Consider the following 23,615-nt stretch of genomic DNA (forward strand, 5'->3'; position numbering starts at 1 on the left):
AAGCGCCAAGCTTAATCGAGCAGCGCGTAGGTCGAGGTCGCGTGAACGGCCATCCGGCCGTCTTCGTCGTAGAGTTCTATTTCACCGAACACCAGATTGCGGCCCATGCGCAGAACGCGCGCCGTCACGAGCACGTCGCCCTTGCGCACCGCGCGCATGAAATTCGTGTTCAGCGCGACGGTCGTCATGGGCTTGAAGCCGCCGAGCGCGGCCGTGATCGCGACGATCATGGCCGTATCCGCCGCCGCCATGAATACCTGGCCGCAGATCACGCCGCCCGAATGGCGCAGCTCGCCGGAAAACGGCAGGCGCAAGGTGGCGCTGTCTTCCGAGACCTCGACGGGCTTCATCCCGAGCGCGCGCACCCACGGGGCCAGCACGCGCTCCAGCAGCGCGTCGATTGCGTTGTCGTCCATCGTTTGCCTTTGTGGATTGCCGTGCGACGATTCCAGCCGATTGCCACCGACCTCGGCCAGCTTTGGCTTCGGCAAACGGGCGGTGCACAGCGGCTGGCTTGAAACCTGGCTTGATGCCAGGAGTGGCGACATCATACCGGGACAGCAAGGCCCCCGTGGTAAAGGGGCAAACGCGTTCGCAGACGGAGCCTGCACCGCATCGACAAACTATTTCCAGATAATTTGCAGAAGGGGCTTGCCAAGCCCAAAAAAGTCCTGCATAATCTTTCTTCTGTTGGGGGCGTTAGCTCAGTTGGTAGAGCAGCGGACTCTTAATCCGTAGGTCGAGTGTTCGAGTCACTCACGCCCCACCAGCGAATTCAGCCAAAAAGCCCGATCCTTGCGATCGGGCTTTTTGCATTTCTCCGCCGCCACAGGCCTGAGTTACTTCACGCGCCTCACGTGACGCGAGGCCTGCTTCGGGCGCGGCAGCCAGCGGCCGAGCGCCTCGAAGCCGTCGAGCTGGCGCAGCAGCGTGTCGACGGTCGAGAGTTGAACGTGGGTCAGATGATTTTGCTTCAGAAGCGCGTGCAGGCGCTTGCGCCAGTACGCGACACCCATCACCGGCATTTCGAAATCGCCAGCCAGCGACGGCGGCATCACGCGCGCGATGTGCGCGATTTCCTGTTCGACGAATGTCATGGCTATCCCCGTTGGTCCTGCCGTGGTTTCTTATCGTATGAAGTACTGTAGGACGCTCCGGGGCGCTCGCCAGCCTACCCGTATGGATAGGTAACAAATAGTCCGACTAAATTGGGGATGGACGCCGCTGAAAGCGGCGCCTCGTTGCCCGACTCTCGTGCCTCACCGGTAGTCGGCAAGCCGGTCATGCACTTGCCACGCTTGCCAGGTCCGTAACGGTATGGACGGCAAAAAGCTTCGGAATCCAGACGATCCAACGCCGATCCGCTCGCCTCGCTTTTCGGCCTCTTCTTCGGCGTCATGCTCGCGGCCCAGAACCTCTAGCCGCCAGCGCTCAGAGGAACGGCTTGCCGTCCACCTGTTCGTAGACAACGTTGCCATCGTCGTCTTCGAACTGCTCCAGGTAGTTGCGGGCGCCGCACAGCGGACACCGGAACAAGGGCCCCTGCCCTTCGTTCTTGATCACCACCTCGTTCTGTTCCCACGGGGTGCCGCACGACTGGTTGCGGCAAACAAATGTACTCGACATGCAGACTCTCCTGACTGTTACGGGTGCAAAGCCTACCGCAAGTACGGCCCGGGCGCCGCAAATCTCCGACTCCCGCCGCTGTTGCGCTCCCAGGCTGTTCACTTCTTGAGCAGTTGGCCGCCCTCCTGTTCCGGCCTGACGCAATCCTTTCGCGGCCCTGAAGGCTCGCGTGCCGCGCATTCGAGCGGCATGCACGCGCCAGGCCGCGACTGCCCGGCGGCGCGCCGCGCTGGCATGGTTCTCGCGTTAGCGTGCCGCGGTAGCGCGGCCTCGCCGCGTCCATCCACATCGAGATCGAGAACACAGAGGAGCACGCAGATGAATCACGCGGACATGCAATTCCTGACCACCGAATTCCCGTACAAGAGGCAGTATGGCAACTTCATCGGCGGCGAGTGGGTCGCGCCGCTCGGCGGCGAGTATTTCGACGATGTTTCGCCCATCACCGGCCACGCGTTCACGTCCATCCCGCGCTCGCGTGAAGCCGACATCGAACTCGCGCTCGACGCCGCACACAAGGCCAAGGCCGCATGGGGCAGGACCTCGCCCACCGAGCGCGCCAACATTCTCAACCGCATTGCCGATCGCATCGAGCAGAACCTCCACAAGCTCGCCGTGGCCGAGACCATCGACAACGGCAAGCCGCTGCGCGAAACGCTCGCCGCCGACATCCCGCTCGCCGCCGACCACTTCCGCTATTTCGCGGGCTGCGTGCGCGCGCAGGAAGGCGGCATCTCCGAGATCGATCACGATACGGTCGCGTATCACTTCCATGAGCCGCTGGGCGTGGTCGGCCAGATCATCCCGTGGAACTTCCCGATTCTCATGGCCGCGTGGAAGCTCGCGCCGGCGCTCGCGGCCGGCAACTGCGTGGTGCTCAAGCCCGCCGAGCAGACGCCCGCGTCGTTCCTCGTGCTCACCGAACTGATCCAGGACCTGCTGCCGGCCGGCGTGCTCAACGTGGTGAACGGCTTCGGCCTCGAAGCCGGCAAGCCGCTCGCCTCGAACAAGCGCATCGCCAAGATCGCCTTCACGGGTGAGACCACGACGGGCCGCCTCATCATGCAGTACGCGAGCCAGAACATCATTCCCGTGACGCTGGAGCTGGGCGGCAAGAGCCCGAACATCTTCTTCGCCGACGTACTCGACCACGACGACAGCTATTTCGACAAGGCGCTCGAAGGGTTCGCGATGTTCGCGCTCAACCAGGGCGAGGTGTGCACGTGCCCGTCGCGTGTGCTCATCGACGAGAAGATCTATGACCGCTTCATGGAGCGTGCGCTCAAGCGCGTAGCGGCGATCCAGCAGGGACATCCGCTCGACACGAAGACGATGATCGGCGCGCAAGCCTCGCAGGAGCAGCTCGAGAAGATCCTCTCGTATATCGACCTCGGCAAGCAGGAAGGCGCGCAATGCCTGATCGGCGGCGAGCGCAACAGCCTCGCCGGCGAACTCGGCGAGGGCTATTACGTGAAGCCCACCGTCTTCCGCGGCCACAACAAGATGCGCATCTTCCAGGAAGAAATTTTCGGACCCGTGGTGTCCGTCACGACCTTCAAGACCGAAGAGGAAGCCCTGGAAATCGCCAACGACACGCTCTACGGCCTCGGCGCAGGCGTGTGGACGCGCGACGGCACGCGAGCCTATCGCTTCGGCCGCGCGATCCAGGCGGGACGCGTGTGGACCAACTGCTACCACGCTTACCCGGCGCACGCGGCGTTCGGCGGCTACAAGCAGTCGGGCATCGGGCGCGAGAACCACAAGATGATGCTCGACCACTACCAGCAGACGAAGAACCTGCTCGTGAGCTATAGCGAGCAGCCGCTCGGGTTCTTCTGATCGCACGGTGTGCCCTGTGCGTCGCGCGCGGCGTTTTGCGGTCGAGCAGCCGCAGCCGCGCGCGACGCCTCCATCATTGCACCTTGAGAGGAGCATCACGACATGGTCGAACGCGTTATCGCCACGCCGGCCGCGCTCGCGCTGATCGAGCAGTTGGCGCGCGAGCACGGGTCCCTGCTCTTTCACCAGTCGGGCGGCTGCTGCGACGGCAGCGCGCCCATGTGCTTTCCCGTCGGCGAGTTCATGGTCGGCAATGCCGACGTGCAGTTGGGAGAAATCGGCGGGATGCCGTTCTATATGACCCAGGCGCAGTTTGAATACTGGCAGCACACCCAGCTCGTCATCGACGCCGTGCCAGGCAACGGCGGCATGTTTTCGCTCGAACGCCCCACGGGCCTGCGCTTTCTCACGCGCTCGCGGCTCTACGACGACGAAGAGAACGCGTGGCTCGAGGCGCATCCGGTGACGCGCGTGAGCTTGTGAGGTTCGAGCGCCCGGCACGTCAGGGACGTCGCACGGAGCGTGGTGCTATCTTGGTCCGCAGGCGCCGCGCATTCGCGCGGCCATCGCACCAGGAGACGCCATCATGCAAAACCACGACGTGAAACTCCTCACCCTCGAGCCGATGGACCTGCTCGCCGTCAGCCACGTGGGTCCGTACATGAAGATCGGCGACGCGTTCTACACGCTCGCGCAATGGCTCGGCGAGCGCAACGTGCGCACGTCGGGCTCGAAGATGGTCGGCATCTATTACGACGATCCCAATACGGTCGACGAGACGAAGCTGCGCTCAAAGGCGGCGCTGCATCTGGGGCACGAAACCGATGTGGAGGTCGTGGCGCCGGTCGAGAAGTTCCAGCTGCGCGGCGGCGAGCACGCGATGGTGCTGTACAAGGGGCCGTATCAAGGGCTGGGCCAGGTGTGGATGTGGTTTTACAACGAAGGATTGCAGAAGCTCGGACGCACGCCGGACTTTTCGGCGCCATCGTTCGAGGTTTATCTGAATACGCCCGATGAGGCGGCGCCGGATGACCTGAAGACCGAGCTTTATATTCCGCTCGCATGAGCTATGCGATTCGCACGGTTTGAACGATGCCGCCGGGACGTTTACGGCGGCATCTTCGTTTCCGATCCGAGGGTTCTAAGGTTTTAATAACGTATGTATACGTAAACGTAGTAATAGTTAACAAGCCCCTGGGTATTCTGTGGATAACCCCGGAAAACCATTGAGTAAACAAGGCTGTGGAAAAACCATAACCTTGCGGGCGTTAACGGGACAACGCCAGATTGCTGCTGGCAACTTTTCCACAGTTTGCGTGCAGACGAAGTTATCCCCGATTCATGCACAGTGATTTCCAGGGGTTTTCCGGCGGTTATCCGCTGGGGGCTGTGGATAGTGCAGGAAGCGAATTCCCGCTGTCTTCCAGACGAAAAAATAGCGCCTCCAGGGGCGTTTTTTTGCTGGTGAAAATCGCGACGTTGAATCGGTCCTCGCAATCTCGAATATACGGTCTATAACTTCTGCGAGTGGGCCAGTGGTGACTGTTGATCAAATTGCGCCATGGCCCGAGTGTCGCTCGAAAAGGTGAAATAGTAAGAATCGCGAAGGCCATTGAGGCCTGCTCCGTCACTCATGGAGGCGCCGGATGAAACGCCGTGAACTGCTGGCCGCGCTAGCTGCGGGCGCAATGACCCAGGTTTCCACCGGCCAGGCACAGGCGAGCCCGGCGAAGTACACCGACGAGATCGAACTGCCCAAGCCCAAAGTCTCCGGCACGGTCTCTCTCGAGGATGCCATCCAGCGGCGCAGGTCCGTGCGCAGGTTCCGGTCCGACGCGCTGCCTGTCGAGACCATCGGCCAGCTGCTGTGGGCCGGCCAGGGCGTGACGAGCCCGGACGGCAAGCGCGCGGCGCCTTCGGCCGGCGCCTTGTATGCGCTTGAACTCTACATGGTGACCGCCGCGGAGGTGATGCACTACGTGCCTCAAGGCCACCGCGCGCAGACGCGAGCAACGCCCGATATGCGCCCCAAGCTGCAAGCGCTTGCACTCAACCAGGCGTCTGTCGGGGCGGCGCCAGCCTTGATCGTGGTGGCTGCCGATCCCGGCCGGCTCAAGCAGCGGTATGGGGGAAGAGCCGGTGTGTATAGCGACCTGGAGGCCGGGCACGCCGCCCAGAACATGCTGCTGCAGGCCGTTGCGCTGGGGCTCGTCGCCGTGCCCGTGGGCGCGGTCGACGGGCCGCAGGCAGCCCAGGCGCTCGGTTTGCCTGCCGGGCAGAGCGTCGTCTATGTCATCCCGGTGGGATTTTCGGCTTGAGTTGCGGCGTGCGACCGTACAAAAAACAAACGCCCGGGAAACCGGGCGTTTGTTGTTCAATGACAGCAACAGACGATCAAACGTCGATATTCCCCGCCCGCAGCGCATTGCTTTCGATAAACGCGCGACGCGGTTCGACATCGTCACCCATGAGCGTCGTGAAGATGCCATCGGCGGCGATCGCGTCCTCGATCTGCACGCGCAGCAGACGGCGCACCGTCGGGTCCATCGTCGTTTCCCACAGCTGCCCGGGGTTCATCTCGCCAAGCCCCTTATAGCGCTGCTTCGACACGTTGCGCTCGGCATCCGCGATCAGCCACTTCATCGCGCTCTTGAAGTCGTTCACGGCCATGCTGCGCTCGCCGCGCTTGATCACGGCGTTCTTGCCGATCAAGCCCTTGAAGGTATTGGCCGTGTTCACGAGCTGCTGATAGTCGGCGGTGAGCTGGAACTCCTCGTCGATCACCGAGACCTTCACGTTGCCGTGATGGCGGCGCTCCACGCGTAGCGAACGTTGCTCGCGCACCTGATCGTACATCGGCACCACGCTCACTTCAGGCTTGAGCGGATCGTCGCGCAGCTGCGCTTCGAGTGCACGCGCCGAAGCTTCGGTCGAGGCTTCGCTCGACAGGTCGATCGCCACGCCGTCCATGATCGCTTCGAGCGCGCGCTCGTCGTACAGACGCGAGAGACGATCCACCACGCCGCGCGCAAGCTGGTACGAGCGCGCGAGTTCGCCGAGCGCGTCGCCGGAGATCGGCGTGGCGCCTTCGTTCGGCACCAGCTCCGAGCCTTGCAGGGCGAGACGCAGCATATGCGCGTTGAGCTCCGAATCGTCCTTGAGATAACGCTCGTCCTTGCCCGCCTTGAGCTTGTACAGCGGCGGCTGCGCGATATACACGTAGCCGCGCTCGATCATCTCCGGCATCTGGCGATAGAAGAAGGTGAGCAGCAGCGTGCGGATGTGCGCGCCGTCCACGTCCGCGTCGGTCATGATGATGATGCGGTGATAGCGCAGCTTGTCGAGGTTGTAGTCGTCCTTGCCAATGCCGCAGCCGAGCGCGGTGATCAGCGTGACGATCTGCTCGGAAGACAGCAGCTTGTCGTAGCGCGCCTTTTCGACGTTCAGCACCTTGCCGCGCAGCGGCAGGATTGCCTGGAACTTGCGATCGCGGCCTTGCTTGGCCGAGCCGCCTGCCGAATCGCCCTCGACGATATAGACCTCCGACTTCGCCGGATCCTTTTCCTGGCAGTCCGCGAGCTTGCCCGGCAGGCCCACGCCGTCGAGCACGCCCTTGCGGCGCGTCATTTCGCGCGCCTTGCGCGCCGCGTCACGCGCCCGCGCGGCGTCGACGATCTTGCCGCAAATGGTCTTCGCGTCGTTCGGCGTTTCGAGCAGGAACTCTTCGAGCGCCTTCGCCACGACGTCTTCGACCGGCGCGCGCACTTCCGAGGAAACCAGCTTGTCCTTCGTCTGCGAGCTGAACTTCGGCTCCGGCACCTTCACCGAAAGCACGCACGACAAACCTTCGCGCATGTCGTCGCCCGAGGTTTCCACCTTGGCCTTCTTGGCGATTTCGTTGTCGGCGATGTACTTGTTGATCACGCGCGTCATCGCCGCGCGCAAGCCGGTCAAGTGCGTGCCGCCGTCGCGCTGCGGGATGTTGTTCGTGAAGCACAGCACGCTTTCGTTGTAGCTGTCGTTCCACTGCATCGCCACTTCCACGCCCACGCCGTCCTTCTCGCTCGAGACGTAGAAGATGTTCGGGTGCAGGACCTGCTTGGCCTTGTTGATGTACTCGACAAAGCCCTTCACGCCGCCCGCGAAGGCGAAGTCGTCTTCCTTGCCGGTGCGCTGATCGGTCAGGCGGATGCGCACGCCGTTGTTCAGGAACGAGAGCTCGCGAATGCGCTTGGCGAGAATGTCGTAGTGGTACTCCACGCTGCCGAAGATGGTTTCGTCGGCCATGAAGTGCACTTCGGTGCCGCGATTTTCCGTGTCGCCGAGCACTTGCATCGGCGAGATCGCGTGGCCGTCGCGCTCTTCGAGAATGCGGTTCTGCGGCACGCCACGGTGGAATTCCATGAAGTGCTTCTTGCCGTTGCGGCGCACGGTGAGGCGCAGGAAGCTCGAAAGCGCGTTCACGCACGACACGCCCACGCCGTGCAGGCCGCCCGAGACCTTGTAGCTGTTCTGGTCGAACTTGCCGCCCGCGTGCAGTTCCGTCATCACGATTTCGGCGGCGCTGCGCTTCGGATCGTGCTTGTCGTCCATCTTCACGTCCGTGGGAATGCCGCGGCCGTTGTCGGTGATCGAGATGGAGTTGTCCGCGTGGATCACCACGTGGATGTCGTTACAGTAGCCGGCGAGGGCTTCGTCGATCGAGTTGTCCAGCACTTCGAAGACGAGGTGGTGCAGACCGGTGCCGTCCGACGTGTCGCCGATGTACATCCCGGGGCGCTTGCGCACTGCCTCCAGACCTTCGAGGATCTGGATCGACGAGGCGCCGTAGCTGCTGTTGTCGGGTTGCGAGTTGTTCGTATCAGTCATGGAATTTTCCGGTTCTGCGTACTGCCTGTGTTACTGCTCGAGACTTTTTCAAAAAGCCATAAAAACGCCAAAGGGGCGCAGCGCCCCCTGGTGTTCTTCTTCTGTCGCGCTTTTTAGATGCGCATCGGCATCACCACGTACTTGAATTCCTCGTTCTCGGGAATCGTGATGAGCGCGCTGGAGCTGGCGTCGCCGAGGCTCACTTCCAGCGTGTCGACCTTCAGGTTCGCGAGTACGTCGAGCAGATACGTGACGTTGAACCCGATGTCGATGGTGTCGCCCTGGTAGGCGATTTCCAGCTCTTCCTGCGCCTCTTCCTGGTCGGCGTTGGTCGACATGATCTTGAGCTGGCCCGGCTCGATGATGCAGCGCACGCCCTTGAACTTGTCGGACGTGAGAATCGCCGCGCGTTGCAGCGAGCGTTGCAGTTCTTCTCGGCCGATCTGGAAGGTGTTCTTGTGCGCCTTCGGGATCACGCGCTGGAAGTCGGGGAACTTGCCTTCCACGAGCTTCGAGACGAGCTCGACCTGGCCGAACGTGAACTTCACCTGGGTCGAACCGATGTCGATCTTCAGCACGTCGTCGATGTCTTCGAGCAGGCGCTGGAGTTCGAGAATGGTCTTGCGCGGGATGATGACTTCCTGGCGCGCGAACGAGCCTTCGATCTTCATCGACGAGAACGCGAGGCGGTGGCCGTCGGTGGCGACTGCCATGAGCTGGTCGCCGTCCACGACGAGCAGCATGCCGTTCAGGTAGTAACGGATGTCCTGCTGCGCCATGGCGAAATACACCATGCCGAGCAACTGGCGGAACGTCTTCTGCGGCACCGCGAGGTTCGCGCCGAAGTCCTTCGCCTGCGCCACCGTGGGGAACTCGTCCGCGGCGAGCGTTTGCAGGGCGAAGCGGCTCTTGCCCGACTGCACCGTGAGGCGCTTGTCCGCGAGCGTGAGCGTGACCTGGCCGTCGGGCATCGCGCGCAGGATGTCGAGCAGCTTGCGTGCGGCGACGGTCGTGGCCACCTGGTCGTTGCCGACGCCGAAGTCGGCGGTCGTGGTGATCTGCAACTCGAGGTCGGTCGACAGGAACGAGACGTCGGAACCGGTTTTGGTGATCAGCAGATTGGCGAGGATCGGCAACGTATGGCGGCGTTCGACAATGCCGCTCACCGTTTGCAGCGGCCTCAGCAGGTTATCGCGTTCGGTCTTGACCAGTTGCATAGAGTTCCTTCGTTGATGTGACGGACTGCGCGCCCGCCTGGCGCCGGTTTTGCCGACGTGACCCCACGAAAGTCACGCGGCTTTGGCGCCGCTCAGGCGGTTAATGCGGCACAGGCCGCGGCGGTGGTTCCCGCCCCTGACCGCCGGGCGGTTAAACCCATATTGTGCCTGAAAACGGACCACTTCCCTAAATTGGGGGCGATCCGCGAAATAAACAAGGCAAACCTTTCGGGATGCGACGTCCGCCCCGCCATTCCGTTGCCGCCTGATGCGTATTACCCCTTCAGCGTCTGCTCGAGCACGTGCAGCTCATGATTGAGCTGGGCGTCCTTGGTGCGTTCGTCGGCGATCTTGCGCACGGCGTGCAGCACCGTGGTGTGGTCGCGGCCGCCGAACAGCTCGCCGATTTCCGGCAGGCTCTTCTGCGTGAGCTCCTTGGCCAGATACATGGCGATCTGGCGCGGGCGCGCGATGTTCGCCGGGCGCTTTTTCGAATACATGTCGGCGACCTTGATGCTGTAGAAGTCCGCCACCGTCTTCTGGATGTTCTCGACCGAAATCTGGCGGTTCTGCACCGTCAGCAGGTCCTTGAGCGCTTCCTTGGTCAGCTCGATCGAGATCTCGCGGCCGTGGAACTTCGAATACGCGAGGATCTTGCGCAACGCGCCTTCGAGTTCGCGCACGTTCGAGCGCAGGTGCTTGGCGACGAAGAACGCCACGTCCTCGTTCAGGCTCACGCCTTCCGACTGCGCCTTGCGCATCAGGATGGCCACGCGCATTTCGAGCTCCGGCGGCTCGATCGCCACGGTCAGGCCCGAGTCGAAGCGCGAGATCAGACGGTCGTCGATACCCGAGATTTCCTTCGGATAGGTATCGCTCGTGATGATCACCTGCGCCTTGTTGGCGACGAGCGCCTCGAACGCGTAGAAGAACTCTTCCTGGGTGCGCGACTTGCCCGAGAAGAACTGAATATCGTCGATCAGCAGCAGGTCGAGCGAGTGGTAGTAGCGCTTGAAGTCGTCGAACGCCTTGCGCTGGTAGGCCTTCACCACGTCGGACACATACTGTTCGGCGTGGATGTAGCGGATGCGCGCGCCCGGCTTGTCGAGCAGCAGCTGGTTGCCGATCGCGTGGATCAGGTGGGTCTTGCCGAGGCCCACGCCGCCGTAGAGGAACAGCGGGTTGTACGAGATGCCGGGGTTGTCGGCGACCTGGATGGCGGCCGCGCGCGCGAGCTGGTTCGCCTTACCCGTCACGAAGTTGTCGAACGTGAGCACCGGGTTGAGCTTCGAGCGCTCGTAGGTCGGGTCGGGCTCGCCGCTCGAAGCGGCCGCAGCCGCGCCCTGGCCCGGACGCCATGTGCGGCGGCCGGCGGCGGCTTCGTTGGCGTCGAGGCTCGGCAGGTCGAGGTCGGCGGCGTCTTCGGCGGTGGCCTGCGCGGCGGCGGCCGACGCGGCTTGCACCATGCCCGCGAGTCCCGTACCGCCCGTCACGGCGGCCGGGTGCGGCGCGGCGGCGGCGCTCATGACCGATGCGGACGCCGGCGCGGCAGCCAGCGGGCTGCGCGATGCCGCGGCGGGTGCCGGTGCGACATGAGGCGCGCGCATGCCCGCCTTTGGGTCGAGGACGAACTGCACGTCGACGGGCGTTTGCCAGAAGTCGCGCGCGAGATCGGTGATCCGGCCCGAGAACTGACTCTTGACCCAGTCGAGCTTGAAACGGTTGGGAGCGGCTATCTGCAGCGTGTTCGCCGCAGCATCGAAGGCAACCGGGGCCAACGGTTTAATCCACGTCACGTACTGCTGGGGCGTTAGCTCACGCTCCAGTAGTGCGGAACAGTGTTGCCAGAATTCGTTCATCGAGTTGCTGTGGTCGTTTTGTTTGCATGCGTTGCGGTCGCTTCGCTCTTGTCGCACAGATGCGACGAGGCCCTGACGAGGCGACGGCAATGGCTCCGGAAGCCCGCGCGGCAAAGGTCTTGCGGCAAGCAGGCGGGCCGGAGCGGCATGCAGGATTCTTGGGATAGGCGAGATTCTAACGCCGAAATCCCCTCACCAGGAAGTTATCCACAGGGACGGATCAACGCACGCTCGTTCGTGCCCTCGCCGCGGCCGATGCAGGCGCTGCGCGCCCGTCCCGGAAGGTTCGATCGCCTAACCTATTGACGGCCAACGAAAAACCGGCTTAAATAGCGGGTTCCTCGAAAACCAATCCCTAGTACCACCGGCCATTGCCTTTTTCCGCGATGCTCGCCGCGGTCAAAACTCAACAGTGAGAGCAACATGAAACGTACTTTCCAACCTTCCGTTACCCGTCGCAAGCGTACCCACGGTTTCCGCGTGCGCATGAAGACCGCCGGTGGCCGCAAAGTGATCAACGCACGCCGTGCGAAGGGTCGCAAGCGCCTCGCCGTCTAAGTCGGGCAGCATCGCTATCAGCGAAATCACGGGTAGCGGCCCGCTCGCGAGCACGGCGAACAGGACGAACCTGGTAACTGATCGGGGCGTCATGCCGTCGCGAACGCAAGCCGCTTTTCCGAAAGCCGCAAGGCTACTGAAAACGGATGAGTTCTCATCCGTTTTTCGTTTGCGCCCCTGGCGCCGCACCGAGCACTTCGTCGTGTACGGCCGGCCCACCGGCAACGAGGCGCGGCTCGGACTCGTGATCGGCAAGAAGTACGCACCGCGCGCGGTCACGCGCAACCTGGTGCGCCGGATTGCCCGCGAAGCGTTTCGTGTGCGTCGTGCGCAGTTCGAAGGTTTCGACCTGCTGCTGCGCCTGCATACGAAGTTCGACCGCAAGGCGCTGCCGGGCGCGTCTTCGCCGGGGCTCAAAGCTTTGTGCCGCGGCGAGATCGAGACGCTGCTCGAAAAGGCCGCGCGCGAAGTCACGCGGCGTGGCGGCGCCGTGCCTGCGACATCTGCGCGCACCCCTTGCGCAACGCAGGCTGCGGCACCAACTGGGCAGGCAGCCGGGAAACCGGCGCAGGCCCAGGCCAGTAAAGATTTGCCGCCGGACGAGAGCAAGACCCGCGCATCATGAGCGGGGCGCGCGAGTCCGGCATATCCGACGTCGCCGCCGCGCAAGCGGCACGTGGTTCGTCATCGAACGCGGCGCAGCCAGGCCGCAACGCCATGCAAACGGTATTGATCGCACTGCTGCGTTTCTACAAGCTTGCCGTGAGTCCCCTCCTCGGCAGCCGGTGCCGTTTTTATCCTTCCTGTTCGGATTACGCACGCGAGGCAATCCAGTATCATGGCGCCGCGCGTGGGACTTACCTCGCCGCGCGGCGGCTGTGCCGCTGCCATCCGTTTTCGGCGGGCGGCGTCGATCTCGTCCCGCCTGCATCTCCGAAAAAGCGCTGACGCGCCATTCCATCGACACTGAGACAACGCATGGATATTAAACGCACCGTCCTATGGGTCATCTTCTTCATGTCAGCTGTCATGCTGTACGACAACTGGCAGCGCGACCATGGACGCCAGTCGATGTTCTTCCCGAACGCGACGCAAACGCAGACGCAAACCGCCGCGAGCGGCCCTGCGCCGGCTAGCGCCGCCAACGGCGCGTCCGACCTGCCGACGGCCGCCGCCGCGGGCCAGGCGCCGACGAACACCGCCCAGCCGGCTGCAGCCGCAGCACAGCTCGTTCACTTTCGCACCGACGTCTACGACGGCGTGATCGACACGCGCGGCGGCACGCTCGTGAAGCTTTCGCTTCTCAAGGAAAGCGCCGACGGCAAGGGTCCCGACCAGTACATCACGCTGTTCGACCACACCAACGACCACACGTACCTTGCGCGCACCGGCCTGCTCGGCGGTGACTTCCCGAATCACAACGACGTGTTCACGGCAGTCGAAGGCCCGCGCGAGCTGACCGGCGACGCCAACTCTTTCCAGATCGCGCTGCAGTCGCCCGAGAAAGGCGGCGTGAAGGTCACCAAGACCTACACGTTCACGCGCGGCAGCTACGTGATCGGCGTGGACTGGAAGGTGCAGAACGTCAGCGGCGCGCCGGTTTCGCCCACGCTCTACATGGAAATCGTGCGTGACAGCCAGCCGGTCGAAACGCCGCGCTTCTCGCACACCTTCATCGGCCCGGCGGTGTACTCGAACGAGCATCACTTCCAGAAGATCACGTTCGGCGACATCGACAAGAACAAGGCCGACTTCGTGACCCAGGCCGATAACGGCTGGATCGCGATGGTGCAGCACTACTTCGCGACCGCGTGGATTCCGCAGCAAGGCGTCAAGCGCAGCATCTACGTCGAAAAGTTCGACAACTCGCTCTATCGCGTGGGCATGAAGCAGCCGCTCGGCACGATCGCACCGGGTGCGACGGACACCGTGCAGGCGCGCCTCTTCGCGGGTCCGCAGGAAGAGCGCATGCTCGAAGGCATCGCGCCGGGCCTGGAACTCGTGAAGGACTACGGCTGGGTGACGATCATCGCCAAGCCGCTCTTCTGGCTGCTCGAGAAGATCCACGGCTACGTGGGCAACTGGGGCTGGTCGATCGTGCTGCTCACGCTGCTCATCAAGGCCGTGTTCTTCCCGCTCTCCGCCGCCAGCTACAAGTCGATGGCGCGCATGAAGGAAATCACGCCGCGCATGCAGGCGCTGCGCGAGCGCTTCAAGAGCGACCCGCAGAAGATGAACGCGGCGCTCATGGAGCTCTACAAGACGGAGAAGGTGAACCCGTTCGGCGGCTGTCTGCCGGTGGTGATCCAGATTCCGGTGTTCATCTCGCTGTACTGGGTGCTGCTCTCGTCGGTGGAAATGCGCGGCGCGCCGTGGATTCTCTGGATTCACGACCTCTCGCAGCAAGACCCGTTCTTCATCCTGCCGGTGCTGATGGCCGTCTCGATGTTCGTGCAGACCAAGCTGAACCCGACGCCGCCGGACCCCGTCCAGGCGAAGATGATGATGTTCATGCCGATCGCGTTCTCGGTCATGTTCTTCTTCTTCCCGGCCGGCCTCGTGCTGTACTACGTCGTGAACAACGTGCTGTCGATCGCGCAGCAGTACTACATCACGCGCATGATGGGCAAAGGCAAGAAGAAGCTCGCCTGAGCGCCGGGGCGGCAGTGATGCCGCCACCTGAATCAAGGCTCGAAAAAAAGCCGTCCGGTGCGAACCGGACGGCTTTTTGCATGATCGGAGCGCCATTTCCTTGACGACGCAGAGCGCAGCGTTCGGGTGCGCGCGTTAGCTCTTGTCCGCGTCGCCGTAGAATTGGGCGACCAGTTCCTGCACGAGATAGCGGTGATGGGCGCTGAGCGACTCGATCTTCGAGGCCAGTTCGAGCGTTTCCTCGGAAACCGGATATTTGCCGTCAGGCTTGCGCGGCCGCGGCACGCCGGCGCCTGCGTTACCCGGAGGACCGTAGTGCAGCCAGTGGATGTCCACGTCGAACCATTTCGCCAGCGTCTCCAGCTTGTCCTGGGTGGGAATGGTGCGGCCGCTCAGCCACTTGTGAGCGGTTTGCGGCGAAACCGGATGCTCGCCGTGATGGCGCAGATTGAACCGGTTCGCCAGGTCGGTGCTGCCGCGTAGTTTTTCGGGCGCGCGCTTCATGGCGAACCTGAGACGTTCGGCAAAAGCGGCTTTTTCGTTGGAGGTCGGCATGGGCCAGATTGTGCAACCCGAAATCGCCGAAGATGACAACCAGTTAGGCTACATTTAACGTGTAAAAGTGAAAATTCACCTGCTTATGGTTGGCGTATGACTTTGGTCGAGATCTCCGCGAGTTCGCTTGTGGCAAGACGTCGGTAGGGTCCAGCGCCCGAATTCTGTGAAATCTGACAGAATTCTCTAAGACTAATCTTAGCTAAATTAAGATAAAGCGAGACGATTCTTAGCCGAGCTTCCAGCCGGAAAACGCTCTGTCCGGCGCGTTACAATGCCTCGCGTTTTGCGAGTGCTCGCAAGACCGCAGCGAGTCCCCGCACTCCATCCCGATTCCAGCCCTGCTCTACGGTCCGCCCATCATGCTCGCCACCGATTCCGATCCCATCGTCGCCATTGCTACTGCGCCCGGACGCGGCGGGATTGGTGTCGTGCGCGTGTCGGCCGGCCGCGCCGGCGCGGCGGCGACCGCTGCGTTGATGCAGGCCCTCACGGGCCAGGAGCTGGTTGCGCGCCACGCGAGCTACGTGCCGTTCCTCGACGGCGCCGGCACGGTGCTCGACCGGGGTATCGCGCTGTCGTTCCCCGCGCCGCATTCGTACACCGGCGAGCACGTACTCGAACTGCAGGGCCACGGCGGCCCGATCGTGCTGCAACTCGTTTTGCAACGCTGCATCGAGGCCGGCCGCGAATTCGGGCTGCGCCTCGCGGAACCCGGCGAATTTACGCGGCGCGCGTTCCTCAACGACAAACTCGATCTGGCCCAGGCGGAAGCCGTGGCCGACCTGATCGAGGCGAGCACCGAGGCGGCGGCGCGCTCGGCCGGCCGCTCGCTCGACGGCGCGTTCTCGCGCGACATTCACGCGCTCGTGGACGACGTCGTGACGCTGCGCATGCTGGTGGAGGCGACGCTCGATTTCCCCGAAGAAGAGATCGACTTCCTCGAGGCCGCGGATGCCCGCGGCAAGCTCGCACGCATTCGCGAGCAGCTCGACCACGTGCTCTCCGAAGCGCGCCAGGGCGCACTGCTGCGCGAGGGACTTTCGGTCGTGCTCGCGGGACAACCCAACGTGGGCAAGTCGTCGCTGTTGAACGCGCTGGCAGGCGCGGAACTCGCGATCGTGACGCCCGTGGCCGGCACGACGCGCGACAAGATTTCCCAAACCATCCAGGTCGAAGGCATTCCACTGCATGTCATCGACACGGCAGGTCTGCGCGACACGGAGGACGAGGTCGAGAAGATCGGCATCGAGCGCACGTGGAGCGAGATCGGCCGCGCAGACGTAGTGCTGCATCTGCTCGATGCGCGCACGGGTATGAACGCCGAAGACGAGGTGATCGCCGCGCGCTTTCCCGCCGGTGTGCCGGTCGTACGCGTGCTCAACAAGACCGACCTGACCGGTGTGCCGCCCGAAGTGGCGAAGCGTCGTGCCGAGAACGGCAGCGATATTTGCGAGTTGCGCCTTTCGGCGAAACAGGGCGACGGTGTCGGCCTGCTGCGCGCCGAGCTGCTGCGCATTGCAGGCTGGCAGGCGGATGCGCAGAGCGTCTATCTCGCGCGCGAGCGGCATCTCATCGCGCTGCGTGCGGCGCGCGAGCATCTCGCACAGGCGGCGGCGCATGCCGACCAGAATTCTCAATTGCTCGACCTGTTCGCCGAAGAGCTGCGGCTCGCGCAGGAGTCGCTGAATTCGATTACCGGCGAATTCACGTCCGATGACCTGCTGGGGGTGATTTTCAGCCGCTTTTGTATCGGGAAGTAACCCGCAAGCGCGCTCCGTCCCACCCCATTCTTCTCCAGCCTGGAACAATCCCTTCGAAGGCTGAGGGTTAACCCTCGGCGGCAATCCGCCTAGACTTTCGCTCATCGGATGCAGACACGTTGTCGCACCGAATCAAAAGCCAAAGGAGGTAGTTAGCATGAAGTCCCTGATCCAGACCGTAGCCGTTGCCGTTGCACTCGTGGTGCCGATGGCATCGTTCGCGCAATCGAATGCGCCCGTGACCCGCGCCCAGGTGCGCGCCGAGCTCGAGCAGCTCGCGAAGGCGGGCTGGCATCCGGGCGCAGGGGCGGACCCGCACTACCCCGACGATCTTCTCGCAGCCGAAGCCAAGGTAGCCGCCGCGAACGGCGCAACGAGCGGCTATGGCGGCGTGGCAGCCGGCAACTCGGATGCAGGCCGCCCGGCGGTGTCCAAGGCCGACTGGAACGCGATGTATAACCATCCGTAACACGGCAATACTGCTGAAACGCTTGCGAAGATCCCGCGCAGGCGTTTCGCATACCTGAACGAATACCTCCGCCGTCGTTGACGCGACGGCTTCGCTCGGGCCTTCGGGCCTGGGCGCTTTTTCCAGCGACCGTCGAGCAAACTGGCGAGGCTGCTCAAAAGCAAAGCTTGTTCAGCCTCATCTCTGCGCACTACGAGCTAACTGCCAGGTCATTTAGTTCGTAGTGCGATCTATCAAGCAGCCCACAAGCAGTCGATTGCTTTGCGCGGGCCCCGACGCTATCGCTCGCTGACACGCCCCTGTCTCACTCCACAAGCGCGCAGCGGCCGCTGTGTGCGGCTGTAATTTGTGGACACACATCGTTGCTTTTCCAAACCCTTGCCGCGGCGTGGCTCGTCGACAATCAGTGGCATAGGAGAACGACGATGAAAACACTCTTCTGCGTTATTGCTCTGGTTGGCTTGTCGGCTGGCCTCACCGGTTGTGTGGTGGCGCCGCCGTATGCGTACGCGCCTGCGCCGGCCTACGGCTATGGCTATGCGCCGGGCTACTATGCGGCGCCGTCGGTGGATATCGGGGTTGGCGTGGGCGGCTATTACGGCCACGGCTGGCGACGTTAAGGGGACCGTAACAAGCCGTCTGAAAGGTTGAGGCCTGACCTTTGAACTTGACCTATCCGATGTGATAGCTGGACACGCGCCGCCGCCGAATTAAAGTGGCGAGACACGTTTTCACAAGACGTTGGACCAGCGCACCGGGGGCACTGATGAGATTCATCGACGACGAAATCGCGCATATCACGCGCGCGATGGCACCCTCGTTATCCGCTGGCACGACGCCGGCAGTCTTTTCATTCGATTACTGGTACACGCGCCTCTGCGCGTTGCTCGACCTCGTCCAGATTACGCCGTCGCAGTTCCGCACCGTCGACGCGCTCATGGTCGAGCTCGAATCGCGTCGGGCTGCGAGCGGCGCAACGGTGCGCGAGGCGCTGGCCGCCTGACTCACCGGTTCACACGTTTGCTTTGCGCGCGCCCCGCGCCGCGAATTCCCGCTTAACCTCGCCATGTCACCCGAGCATGGATTAGCCCGCGCGAGCGGGCTTTTTTCTTTTGCAGGGCGCTCGCCAGCGGACTGGCAGACTCGATCAGAAGCTTGACGTTCCGGCCGACCCGGCGCGCGCTCTTGAAAACGTCGCGCGCCCCCTGCATGTACAGCCCACTTTTTTCGGAGATTCAGATCGTGGGCAGACGACCTTCCTTCATTGACGATCTGGCTCGCGGCGTCCCTCCCGACGGCGCGGGCCAGCGCCCGGGCTTCGACGACGACGCACTCCTCGACGCCTATTCGCGAACCGTGATCGGCGCGCTGGAGCGCGTGCAGCCCGCCGTCGCGCATATTGCCGTCGAGCGCCGCGCATCGGGCCAGGCGCCCGCGCGCGGCGGCAGCGGCTCGGGCTTCCTGTTCACGCCCGACGGCTACTTGCTGACGAACAGCCACGTCGTGCATGGCGCCAGCAAGCTGAGCGTGACGCTCGCGGACGGCACGACGCAGGGTGCCGACCTCGTCGGCGACGACCCGAACACGGATCTCGCCGTGCTGCGTATCGGCGCGGCAGAGGCGCTGCCGCACGCGCAGCTCGGCGATTCGGCGGGCCTGCGTGTCGGGCAGATCGCGATCGCCGTGGGCAGCCCGCTCGGCCTCGCGCAAACGGTGACGACGGGCGTCGTGTCGGCGCTCGGCCGCTCGCTGCGCTCGGAGTCCGGCCGCATGATCTACGACGTGATCCAGACCGACGCCGCGCTCAATCCGGGCAACTCGGGCGGGCCGCTCATCAATTCGGCCGGTCAGGTGATCGGCGTGAATACGGCGATCATTCCGGGTGCGCAGGCCATCTGCTTCTCCACGGCCATCGACACGGCAAAGTGGGTCATCACGCAGCTCTTCGCGCACGGCCGGGTGCGGCGCGCCTATATCGGTATTGCCGGCACCACGGTGCCGATCGCGCGCAAGGTGCAGCGTTACTTCGACTTGAGCGCGACCACCGGCGTGCGGGTGATGGAGATCGTCAAGGGCAGTCCCGCCGCGCTGGGCGGCCTGCGCATGGACGACACGATCGTGACGATCGATGGCGTGCCCGTCGACGGCATCGATACGCTGCAGCGTCTCTTCGACGTTTCGCGCATTGATCGCGCGGTGGAAGTCGGCGTGATCCGCTTGACGCAGCGACTCAACCTGAGGGTGACGCCCGTCGAGCAGACGGGCTAGGCGCGAGGAGCAACCGGTGATGGGCGGCGCACCGTCGCGTGCGCCGCTTCAGGCACTACCAGCCGCCGCCGGGCTGGGCATAACCCGGCTGTTGTCCGTAGCCGGGCTGCGCGTAGCCGTCGTCATATTGCGGCGGCGGCGGTGCAGGCTGGGCCGGTGCGCAGGGCACGTAGCGGCCCGAATACTGGTCGTAACACGCCGCGCCGGCCGGGGCGGCGACATAAACCGGCGCCGGCTCGGCATACACGGGCGCGGGCTGCACATAGGCCGGCTGAGCCGGGTAGGCCACCGCCGGGCCGCTGTTGAGCACGGCGCCGACCGCGGCGCCAATCAACGCGCCGCCAACCAGCGCACCCACCACGTCACCGCCGTGATCGTGCGCGCTCGCGGGGCCAGCTGCCACCGCACACCCCGCCAGCACCAAAACGGCTGCCATCTTTCGCATGTCGTTCTCCCTGAGAACCTTTGAAAACATGCGAGCGATTGTCAGCCCGATTGCTGGATACAGGTGCTGCAAGTGGTAACGCGGAATTACGGGGGTGTGGCTTGCCAGCGCGCGCTGGCCGGGAGCGAGTCCCGTCAGCGTGCGTGCTCGCCGTCGTGCGCGTCTGCCACGTGTGTGCGCGGCGTGCTACCGCGCTGCCCGGCAGACGGACAGAGAAGGGTGAGCGCGATGGATAGCACCATCAGCACGAACAAGGCGACGAAGTACGCCATCCAGGAGAACTCGAAATCCAGGAGTGCCACCCATGTGCTTCGGCGCATTCATCAGCGCGATGCGTGCTCCCGCTCAGTGATGCAGGAAGCTGCGTAGCGGATGACGCCAGTCCATATGATGTCCGTCTCCCGCTTCTACGCGCTGTCGATGCTCCTCGAGGATTTCGTCGGAAAACAGGAAGACGACAATGACAAGGGGAATCACCAGAAACGCGCCCAGTATTACGTGCTCGATCACGATTACCTCCTGGTTGTCAAGCGGTTTGCAATTGCATTGTAGCCAAGACGCGACAGTTTGCACATTGGGCGCGCACTGAAGCTTGAAAACAATGTTCGCCAACCATCACAACCCGCGCTGAGCAGCCTGCGTGCCCGGTTTGCAGCCCGGTTCGCAGGGCTCGGGACGTGCCCCGCATCAAGGTCGCCGTCGATCCGGTTGCGCCGCTTACGCCGCCGACTTTCTCCACGCGGCGGCAAAGAGCCCGGCGCCGATGAGCAGCGTGCCGCCCGTACGATTGACCGCGCGCTGTACGCGCGGGCTGCGCACGACCTTGCGCGCGGCCGCCGCGAGCAGCGCGTAGGCGAGCGCGTTGAGCGTCGCCAGTGCGATGAAGGTGGCTTCGAACACGACGATCTGCGGCGTCATGGCCAGATGCGGATCGATGAACTGCGGCACGAACGCGACGAAAAAAATGATGCTCTTCGGGTTGAGCGCGGTGACGGCGTATGCATGCGCGAAGATGCGGCCGGTGCGGGTCTCGGAGGTGTCCGGCGCGTCGCCAACGCCAACGGGCGCGCGCCAGAGCTTCACGCCCAGATAGATCAGATAGGCGGCGCCGATCCATTTGAGCACCGAGAACAGCGTGGCGGAAGCCGCGAGGATCACGCCGAGTCCGAGCATGGAAGCAGTCATCGCCGTGAAGTCGCCGAGCGCGACGCCGGCCGTGGTGGCGAGCGCGTAGCGGCGGCCGTGGCCAAGCGCGTACGAAACGACGAGCAGTACGGTCGGGCCGGGAATGGCCACGAGAATGGCCGACGCGATCGCGAACGGCAGCCAGTGAGCGAAAGTCATGGGGTTCCTCCATTGGGAAGCCCGATTTATCCACGAACTTTTGCCGTATGCAAGCGCGGGCACGGGTTCGTTTCGAGAGGCTCATGGAGCATCTGGCATCGATTTTATTCTGTCGCCAATCCATTAATGCGCGCGTTCCAGTTGGCGCTTACGGGACTTTAGGTGCGCCGCGTCATAGGCTGCCTGGCGAGCTATTAAACCGTTTAAATCAAAGCGGGCTTGATTTCCCTATCCTGGCTATAACCGGCTGCGCCTCGTCGGATAAGGCGCGGGACGATGTAATCGATGCTTCGGAGTGCTGCTGGACGCCCCTTAGCGCCAGGCTGAAAGGCATAACAGCACTCGACACCAAGCTGCAAGCCTCCGTGACTGTTGCGAACGCACACAAGTCGGGCTTGCAGTCTTTCGGCAGTTTTCTATGTTTAGAGATGCGGGTGAGGCATGAGAGTTAAATACATAGCTAACCTGAGTAAAAACCCGCAGGAGGCAATCATGAAAACGCTAACCGGTATGGTCGTCGCGGCGGCCAGCCTCGCTTGCGTCGTCGCGGTTCAGGCTCAGGATGTGAGTGTCAAGCCGCAGCAAACGGTGCAGCTCAAGCCGGGCTCCTATGGCTGCCTCACGAAAGACAAGCTCGACGCCGTCGCGCTTCACGAGCAGGCCGGCGAGCATCAGCAGATGCAGGAATACTTCACGGGATTCCAGTGTCTGTCCACACCCGACAACCAGTCGTTCCGCGTCGTACAGGTGGTGGGCCACGACGTCGAATTCGTCAACGCCGCGAACGGCGACGAGCAAGGTCTCTGGACCACGGACCGCTTCATCAAGCAGTAAGCTCCCAACGCGCCTCTCGACATGGCCCGACGCACGTGCGCCGGGCCATCGTGCTTGCCGGGCGCGCGGCCGTGACGCGATGCAACGCGCCGCGCGCCGCTGTCAAACCCCCGTCATTTTCCCGTCAGACCATCCGCATTGCATCGCGCACCGCAGCGACGCGCGCTGCGCGTCCATTCGACCGGCACGTGGCTTGCTAGAAACTTCGCTATCATGTGCGGCTTTCGCAAGACCGGAATTCGGTATGGCACTCAAATCGACCATCTACAAGGCAGAACTGCAGATCGCGGACATGGACCGGCATTACTACGCCGACCATGCGCTCACGATCGCGCGCCATCCGTCCGAAACCGACGACCGCATGATGGTCCGCATCGCGGCCTTCGCGCTGTTTGCAGGCGAGCGGCTCGAATTCTGCAAGGGCCTGTCCGATACGGACGAGCCCGACCTCTGGTGCAAGGACTACACCGGCGCGATCGAAACGTGGATCGAGGTTGGCCAGCCCGACGAGCGCCGCATCGCCAAGGCAAGCGGGCGCGCGGGCGAGGTCATCGTGATCGCCTACGGCGGACGCACCTCCGACATCTGGTGGCAAGGCGTGCGCAACAAGGTCGAGCGCCTGCGCAACGTGACGGTCTGGTCGCTGGGCGAGGGCGTTGCCGCGTCGCTCGGCGCGCTGGCCGAGCGCACCATGCGCCTGCAATGCACGGTGCAGGACGGCGCGGCGTGGATCGGCAATACGAGCGCCGAGCCAGTGGCAGTCGAATGGAGCGTGTTCAAGGCGCCCGAGAACGTCTGAAAGCCGGCTGTGCGCCCTCAAGCGTGCGGCGGCCCCTTGAGTTCCACCATGTTGCCCTCCGGGTCGAACAGATACAGCGACGGCCCCAAACCCTCCGCCCCATAGCGCTCGACCGCATTGCCGGGACGCGCGCCATGCTGCGTCAGATGTGACGTCAGCGCCTCGGCGTCGAACGGCTCCACGCGCAGACAAAGATGATCCATGTTGCCGCTCGCGCCAGCCGGCGCTGCGCCGGAACCCCGGTCGAGCGGGCCGCCGATCGTCACGAGATCGATCAGCGAGCGTCCCGCGCGCAACTGCATCAGGCCGAGATCGCGCTGTTCACGCTCCGGCTGGCAACCGAGTACTTCGCAATAGAAACGCGTCATGGCGGCCACATCGGCCGCCCGGATAACGACGTGATCGATCTCGCGAATCTGGATCCGCATGGCGTCCTCGAGGTCGTGTTGAGAATCTCATGATGAACCTGTGCAAGCCGGGCTGCGCAGAGGGCGCGCATCTCAGCGAGCCTTGCGAAC

Annotated in this window: 26 protein-coding genes, 1 tRNA gene and 1 pseudogene; 16 read left to right on the plus strand and 12 right to left on the minus strand. The window is 63.5% G+C overall.

Features of this window, described 5'->3' with window-relative positions:
- Positions 1-11: 11 nt before the first annotated feature.
- Positions 12-416, minus strand: a complete 405-nt coding sequence (locus AB4Y42_RS19020) for a PaaI family thioesterase (RefSeq protein ID WP_028203232.1) — start codon at positions 414-416, stop codon at positions 12-14.
- Positions 417-693: 277 nt separating this feature from the next.
- Here AB4Y42_RS19020 and AB4Y42_RS19025 point away from each other — a divergent pair.
- A tRNA-Lys gene (locus AB4Y42_RS19025) sits at positions 694-769 on the plus strand.
- A gap of 70 nt (positions 770-839) precedes the next feature.
- Here the strand turns inward: AB4Y42_RS19025 and AB4Y42_RS19030 are convergent.
- Together AB4Y42_RS19030 and AB4Y42_RS19035 are read right to left on the minus strand one after the other, a co-directional pair.
- Positions 840-1,097, minus strand: a complete 258-nt coding sequence (locus AB4Y42_RS19030) for a hypothetical protein (protein ID WP_051481331.1) — start codon at positions 1,095-1,097, stop codon at positions 840-842.
- Between the two features lie 334 nt (positions 1,098-1,431).
- On the minus strand, positions 1,432-1,626 hold the full coding sequence (locus AB4Y42_RS19035) for a hypothetical protein (RefSeq protein WP_368689468.1): 195 nt from the start codon (positions 1,624-1,626) through the stop codon (positions 1,432-1,434).
- Between the two features lie 318 nt (positions 1,627-1,944).
- Here AB4Y42_RS19035 and adh point away from each other — a divergent pair, with 318 nt between their 5' ends.
- From adh to AB4Y42_RS19055, 4 genes are all read left to right on the plus strand, one after another.
- Positions 1,945-3,465, plus strand: a complete 1,521-nt coding sequence (gene adh, locus AB4Y42_RS19040; protein WP_368695012.1) for an aldehyde dehydrogenase — start codon at positions 1,945-1,947, stop codon at positions 3,463-3,465.
- Positions 3,466-3,567: 102 nt separating this feature from the next.
- Positions 3,568-3,948 carry a DUF779 domain-containing protein gene (locus AB4Y42_RS19045; protein WP_368689470.1) on the plus strand — a complete coding sequence of 127 codons (381 nt, stop codon included), beginning with the start codon at positions 3,568-3,570 and terminating at the stop codon, positions 3,946-3,948.
- A 103-nt stretch (positions 3,949-4,051) separates the two neighbouring features.
- The gene (locus AB4Y42_RS19050) at positions 4,052-4,531 is read left to right on the plus strand and encodes a GyrI-like domain-containing protein (RefSeq protein ID WP_368695013.1); all 480 of its coding nucleotides are present in this window, start codon (positions 4,052-4,054) and stop codon (positions 4,529-4,531) included.
- 580 nt (positions 4,532-5,111) lie between these two features.
- Positions 5,112-5,783, plus strand: a complete 672-nt coding sequence (locus tag AB4Y42_RS19055; protein ID WP_368695014.1) for a SagB/ThcOx family dehydrogenase — start codon at positions 5,112-5,114, stop codon at positions 5,781-5,783.
- A gap of 76 nt (positions 5,784-5,859) precedes the next feature.
- On the opposite strand, the gene gyrB is transcribed toward AB4Y42_RS19055, so the two are convergent.
- The 3 genes from gyrB to dnaA form a co-directional block, all read right to left on the minus strand.
- Positions 5,860-8,334, minus strand: a complete 2,475-nt coding sequence (gene gyrB / locus AB4Y42_RS19060; RefSeq protein WP_368689473.1) for a DNA topoisomerase (ATP-hydrolyzing) subunit B — start codon at positions 8,332-8,334, stop codon at positions 5,860-5,862.
- A 113-nt stretch (positions 8,335-8,447) separates the two neighbouring features.
- On the minus strand, positions 8,448-9,551 hold the full coding sequence (gene dnaN, locus AB4Y42_RS19065; RefSeq protein ID WP_028203240.1) for a DNA polymerase III subunit beta: 1,104 nt from the start codon (positions 9,549-9,551) through the stop codon (positions 8,448-8,450).
- A 275-nt stretch (positions 9,552-9,826) separates the two neighbouring features.
- Entirely contained in the window at positions 9,827-11,410 is a 1,584-nt protein-coding gene (gene dnaA / locus AB4Y42_RS19070; protein WP_368689474.1) for a chromosomal replication initiator protein DnaA, read from the minus strand.
- 423 nt (positions 11,411-11,833) lie between these two features.
- Between dnaA and rpmH the strand changes: the two genes are divergently transcribed.
- From rpmH to yidC, 4 genes and pseudogenes are all read left to right on the plus strand, one after another.
- Positions 11,834-11,968 (plus strand): 50S ribosomal protein L34, encoded by a 135-nt coding sequence (gene rpmH / locus AB4Y42_RS19075; protein WP_026120950.1) that lies wholly within the window; start codon positions 11,834-11,836, stop codon positions 11,966-11,968.
- Positions 11,969-12,059: 91 nt separating this feature from the next.
- A pseudogene (gene rnpA, locus AB4Y42_RS19080) lies at positions 12,060-12,482 on the plus strand (ribonuclease P protein component); the annotation flags it as partial.
- A 203-nt stretch (positions 12,483-12,685) separates the two neighbouring features.
- Entirely contained in the window at positions 12,686-12,916 is a 231-nt protein-coding gene (gene yidD, locus AB4Y42_RS19085) for a membrane protein insertion efficiency factor YidD (RefSeq protein ID WP_028203242.1), read from the plus strand.
- A 30-nt stretch (positions 12,917-12,946) separates the two neighbouring features.
- Entirely contained in the window at positions 12,947-14,620 is a 1,674-nt protein-coding gene (gene yidC, locus AB4Y42_RS19090; protein WP_368695015.1) for a membrane protein insertase YidC, read from the plus strand.
- Between the two features lie 135 nt (positions 14,621-14,755).
- Here yidC and AB4Y42_RS19095 read toward each other — a convergent pair whose 3' ends face one another.
- Positions 14,756-15,175, minus strand: a complete 420-nt coding sequence (locus tag AB4Y42_RS19095; protein ID WP_368689476.1) for a helix-turn-helix domain-containing protein — start codon at positions 15,173-15,175, stop codon at positions 14,756-14,758.
- A 362-nt stretch (positions 15,176-15,537) separates the two neighbouring features.
- Between AB4Y42_RS19095 and mnmE the strand changes: the two genes are divergently transcribed.
- From mnmE to AB4Y42_RS19120, 5 genes are all read left to right on the plus strand, one after another.
- Positions 15,538-16,938 (plus strand): tRNA uridine-5-carboxymethylaminomethyl(34) synthesis GTPase MnmE, encoded by a 1,401-nt coding sequence (mnmE, locus tag AB4Y42_RS19100; RefSeq protein ID WP_368695016.1) that lies wholly within the window; start codon positions 15,538-15,540, stop codon positions 16,936-16,938.
- A 157-nt stretch (positions 16,939-17,095) separates the two neighbouring features.
- The gene (locus AB4Y42_RS19105; protein ID WP_110383218.1) at positions 17,096-17,407 is read left to right on the plus strand and encodes a DUF4148 domain-containing protein; all 312 of its coding nucleotides are present in this window, start codon (positions 17,096-17,098) and stop codon (positions 17,405-17,407) included.
- Between the two features lie 425 nt (positions 17,408-17,832).
- Positions 17,833-18,027, plus strand: coding sequence for a hypothetical protein (locus AB4Y42_RS19110; protein ID WP_028203247.1), 195 nt, complete (start codon positions 17,833-17,835; stop codon positions 18,025-18,027).
- 146 nt (positions 18,028-18,173) lie between these two features.
- The gene (locus AB4Y42_RS19115; RefSeq protein WP_368689478.1) at positions 18,174-18,410 is read left to right on the plus strand and encodes a hypothetical protein; all 237 of its coding nucleotides are present in this window, start codon (positions 18,174-18,176) and stop codon (positions 18,408-18,410) included.
- Between the two features lie 239 nt (positions 18,411-18,649).
- Positions 18,650-19,675, plus strand: a complete 1,026-nt coding sequence (locus AB4Y42_RS19120) for a S1C family serine protease (protein ID WP_368695017.1) — start codon at positions 18,650-18,652, stop codon at positions 19,673-19,675.
- A 55-nt stretch (positions 19,676-19,730) separates the two neighbouring features.
- Here the strand turns inward: AB4Y42_RS19120 and AB4Y42_RS19125 are convergent, their stop codons facing one another.
- The 4 genes from AB4Y42_RS19125 to AB4Y42_RS19140 form a co-directional block, all read right to left on the minus strand.
- On the minus strand, positions 19,731-20,120 hold the full coding sequence (locus AB4Y42_RS19125; protein ID WP_368695018.1) for an ecotin precursor: 390 nt from the start codon (positions 20,118-20,120) through the stop codon (positions 19,731-19,733).
- A 134-nt stretch (positions 20,121-20,254) separates the two neighbouring features.
- The gene (locus AB4Y42_RS19130; protein ID WP_368689481.1) at positions 20,255-20,422 is read right to left on the minus strand and encodes a hypothetical protein; all 168 of its coding nucleotides are present in this window, start codon (positions 20,420-20,422) and stop codon (positions 20,255-20,257) included.
- Positions 20,423-20,465: 43 nt separating this feature from the next.
- Positions 20,466-20,630 carry a hypothetical protein gene (locus AB4Y42_RS19135; protein ID WP_167334410.1) on the minus strand — a complete coding sequence of 55 codons (165 nt, stop codon included), beginning with the start codon at positions 20,628-20,630 and terminating at the stop codon, positions 20,466-20,468.
- A gap of 207 nt (positions 20,631-20,837) precedes the next feature.
- Complete coding sequence (locus AB4Y42_RS19140) at positions 20,838-21,464, minus strand: LysE family translocator (RefSeq protein WP_368695019.1); 627 nt, start codon at positions 21,462-21,464, stop codon at positions 20,838-20,840.
- Positions 21,465-21,956: 492 nt separating this feature from the next.
- On the opposite strand from AB4Y42_RS19140, the gene sap1 reads away from it, so the two are divergent.
- Positions 21,957-22,298 (plus strand): surface attachment protein Sap1, encoded by a 342-nt coding sequence (sap1, locus tag AB4Y42_RS19145; protein ID WP_368695020.1) that lies wholly within the window; start codon positions 21,957-21,959, stop codon positions 22,296-22,298.
- Positions 22,299-22,542: 244 nt separating this feature from the next.
- Positions 22,543-23,097, plus strand: coding sequence for a YaeQ family protein (locus AB4Y42_RS19150; protein WP_110383224.1), 555 nt, complete (start codon positions 22,543-22,545; stop codon positions 23,095-23,097).
- A 17-nt stretch (positions 23,098-23,114) separates the two neighbouring features.
- On the opposite strand, the gene AB4Y42_RS19155 is transcribed toward AB4Y42_RS19150, so the two are convergent.
- Complete coding sequence (locus tag AB4Y42_RS19155; RefSeq protein ID WP_368689485.1) at positions 23,115-23,525, minus strand: VOC family protein; 411 nt, start codon at positions 23,523-23,525, stop codon at positions 23,115-23,117.
- Between the last annotated feature and the right edge of the window lie 90 nt (positions 23,526-23,615).

This window comes from Paraburkholderia sp. EG286B (assembly GCF_040965655.1).
In the GTDB taxonomy this organism is placed as follows: domain Bacteria; phylum Pseudomonadota; class Gammaproteobacteria; order Burkholderiales; family Burkholderiaceae; genus Paraburkholderia.

Excerpts from the sequence above, each read along its gene's own strand:
- AB4Y42_RS19020 (WP_028203232.1), bottom strand. The coding sequence starts at position 416 with ATGGACGACAACGCAATCGACGCGCTGCTGGAGCGCGTGCTGGCCCCG.
- AB4Y42_RS19030 (WP_051481331.1), bottom strand. The coding sequence starts at position 1,097 with ATGACATTCGTCGAACAGGAAATCGCGCACATCGCGCGCGTGATGCCG.
- AB4Y42_RS19035 (WP_368689468.1), bottom strand. The coding sequence starts at position 1,626 with ATGTCGAGTACATTTGTTTGCCGCAACCAGTCGTGCGGCACCCCGTGG.
- adh (WP_368695012.1), top strand. The coding sequence starts at position 1,945 with ATGAATCACGCGGACATGCAATTCCTGACCACCGAATTCCCGTACAAG.
- AB4Y42_RS19045 (WP_368689470.1), top strand. The coding sequence starts at position 3,568 with ATGGTCGAACGCGTTATCGCCACGCCGGCCGCGCTCGCGCTGATCGAG.
- AB4Y42_RS19050 (WP_368695013.1), top strand. The coding sequence starts at position 4,052 with ATGCAAAACCACGACGTGAAACTCCTCACCCTCGAGCCGATGGACCTG.
- AB4Y42_RS19055 (WP_368695014.1), top strand. The coding sequence starts at position 5,112 with ATGAAACGCCGTGAACTGCTGGCCGCGCTAGCTGCGGGCGCAATGACC.
- gyrB (WP_368689473.1), bottom strand. The coding sequence starts at position 8,334 with ATGACTGATACGAACAACTCGCAACCCGACAACAGCAGCTACGGCGCC.
- dnaN (WP_028203240.1), bottom strand. The coding sequence starts at position 9,551 with ATGCAACTGGTCAAGACCGAACGCGATAACCTGCTGAGGCCGCTGCAA.
- dnaA (WP_368689474.1), bottom strand. The coding sequence starts at position 11,410 with ATGAACGAATTCTGGCAACACTGTTCCGCACTACTGGAGCGTGAGCTA.
- rpmH (WP_026120950.1), top strand. The coding sequence starts at position 11,834 with ATGAAACGTACTTTCCAACCTTCCGTTACCCGTCGCAAGCGTACCCAC.
- yidD (WP_028203242.1), top strand. The coding sequence starts at position 12,686 with ATGCAAACGGTATTGATCGCACTGCTGCGTTTCTACAAGCTTGCCGTG.
- yidC (WP_368695015.1), top strand. The coding sequence starts at position 12,947 with ATGGATATTAAACGCACCGTCCTATGGGTCATCTTCTTCATGTCAGCT.
- AB4Y42_RS19095 (WP_368689476.1), bottom strand. The coding sequence starts at position 15,175 with ATGCCGACCTCCAACGAAAAAGCCGCTTTTGCCGAACGTCTCAGGTTC.
- mnmE (WP_368695016.1), top strand. The coding sequence starts at position 15,538 with ATGCTCGCCACCGATTCCGATCCCATCGTCGCCATTGCTACTGCGCCC.
- AB4Y42_RS19105 (WP_110383218.1), top strand. The coding sequence starts at position 17,096 with ATGAAGTCCCTGATCCAGACCGTAGCCGTTGCCGTTGCACTCGTGGTG.
- AB4Y42_RS19110 (WP_028203247.1), top strand. The coding sequence starts at position 17,833 with ATGAAAACACTCTTCTGCGTTATTGCTCTGGTTGGCTTGTCGGCTGGC.
- AB4Y42_RS19115 (WP_368689478.1), top strand. The coding sequence starts at position 18,174 with ATGAGATTCATCGACGACGAAATCGCGCATATCACGCGCGCGATGGCA.
- AB4Y42_RS19125 (WP_368695018.1), bottom strand. The coding sequence starts at position 20,120 with ATGCGAAAGATGGCAGCCGTTTTGGTGCTGGCGGGGTGTGCGGTGGCA.
- AB4Y42_RS19140 (WP_368695019.1), bottom strand. The coding sequence starts at position 21,464 with ATGACTTTCGCTCACTGGCTGCCGTTCGCGATCGCGTCGGCCATTCTC.
- sap1 (WP_368695020.1), top strand. The coding sequence starts at position 21,957 with ATGAAAACGCTAACCGGTATGGTCGTCGCGGCGGCCAGCCTCGCTTGC.
- AB4Y42_RS19150 (WP_110383224.1), top strand. The coding sequence starts at position 22,543 with ATGGCACTCAAATCGACCATCTACAAGGCAGAACTGCAGATCGCGGAC.
- AB4Y42_RS19155 (WP_368689485.1), bottom strand. The coding sequence starts at position 23,525 with ATGCGGATCCAGATTCGCGAGATCGATCACGTCGTTATCCGGGCGGCC.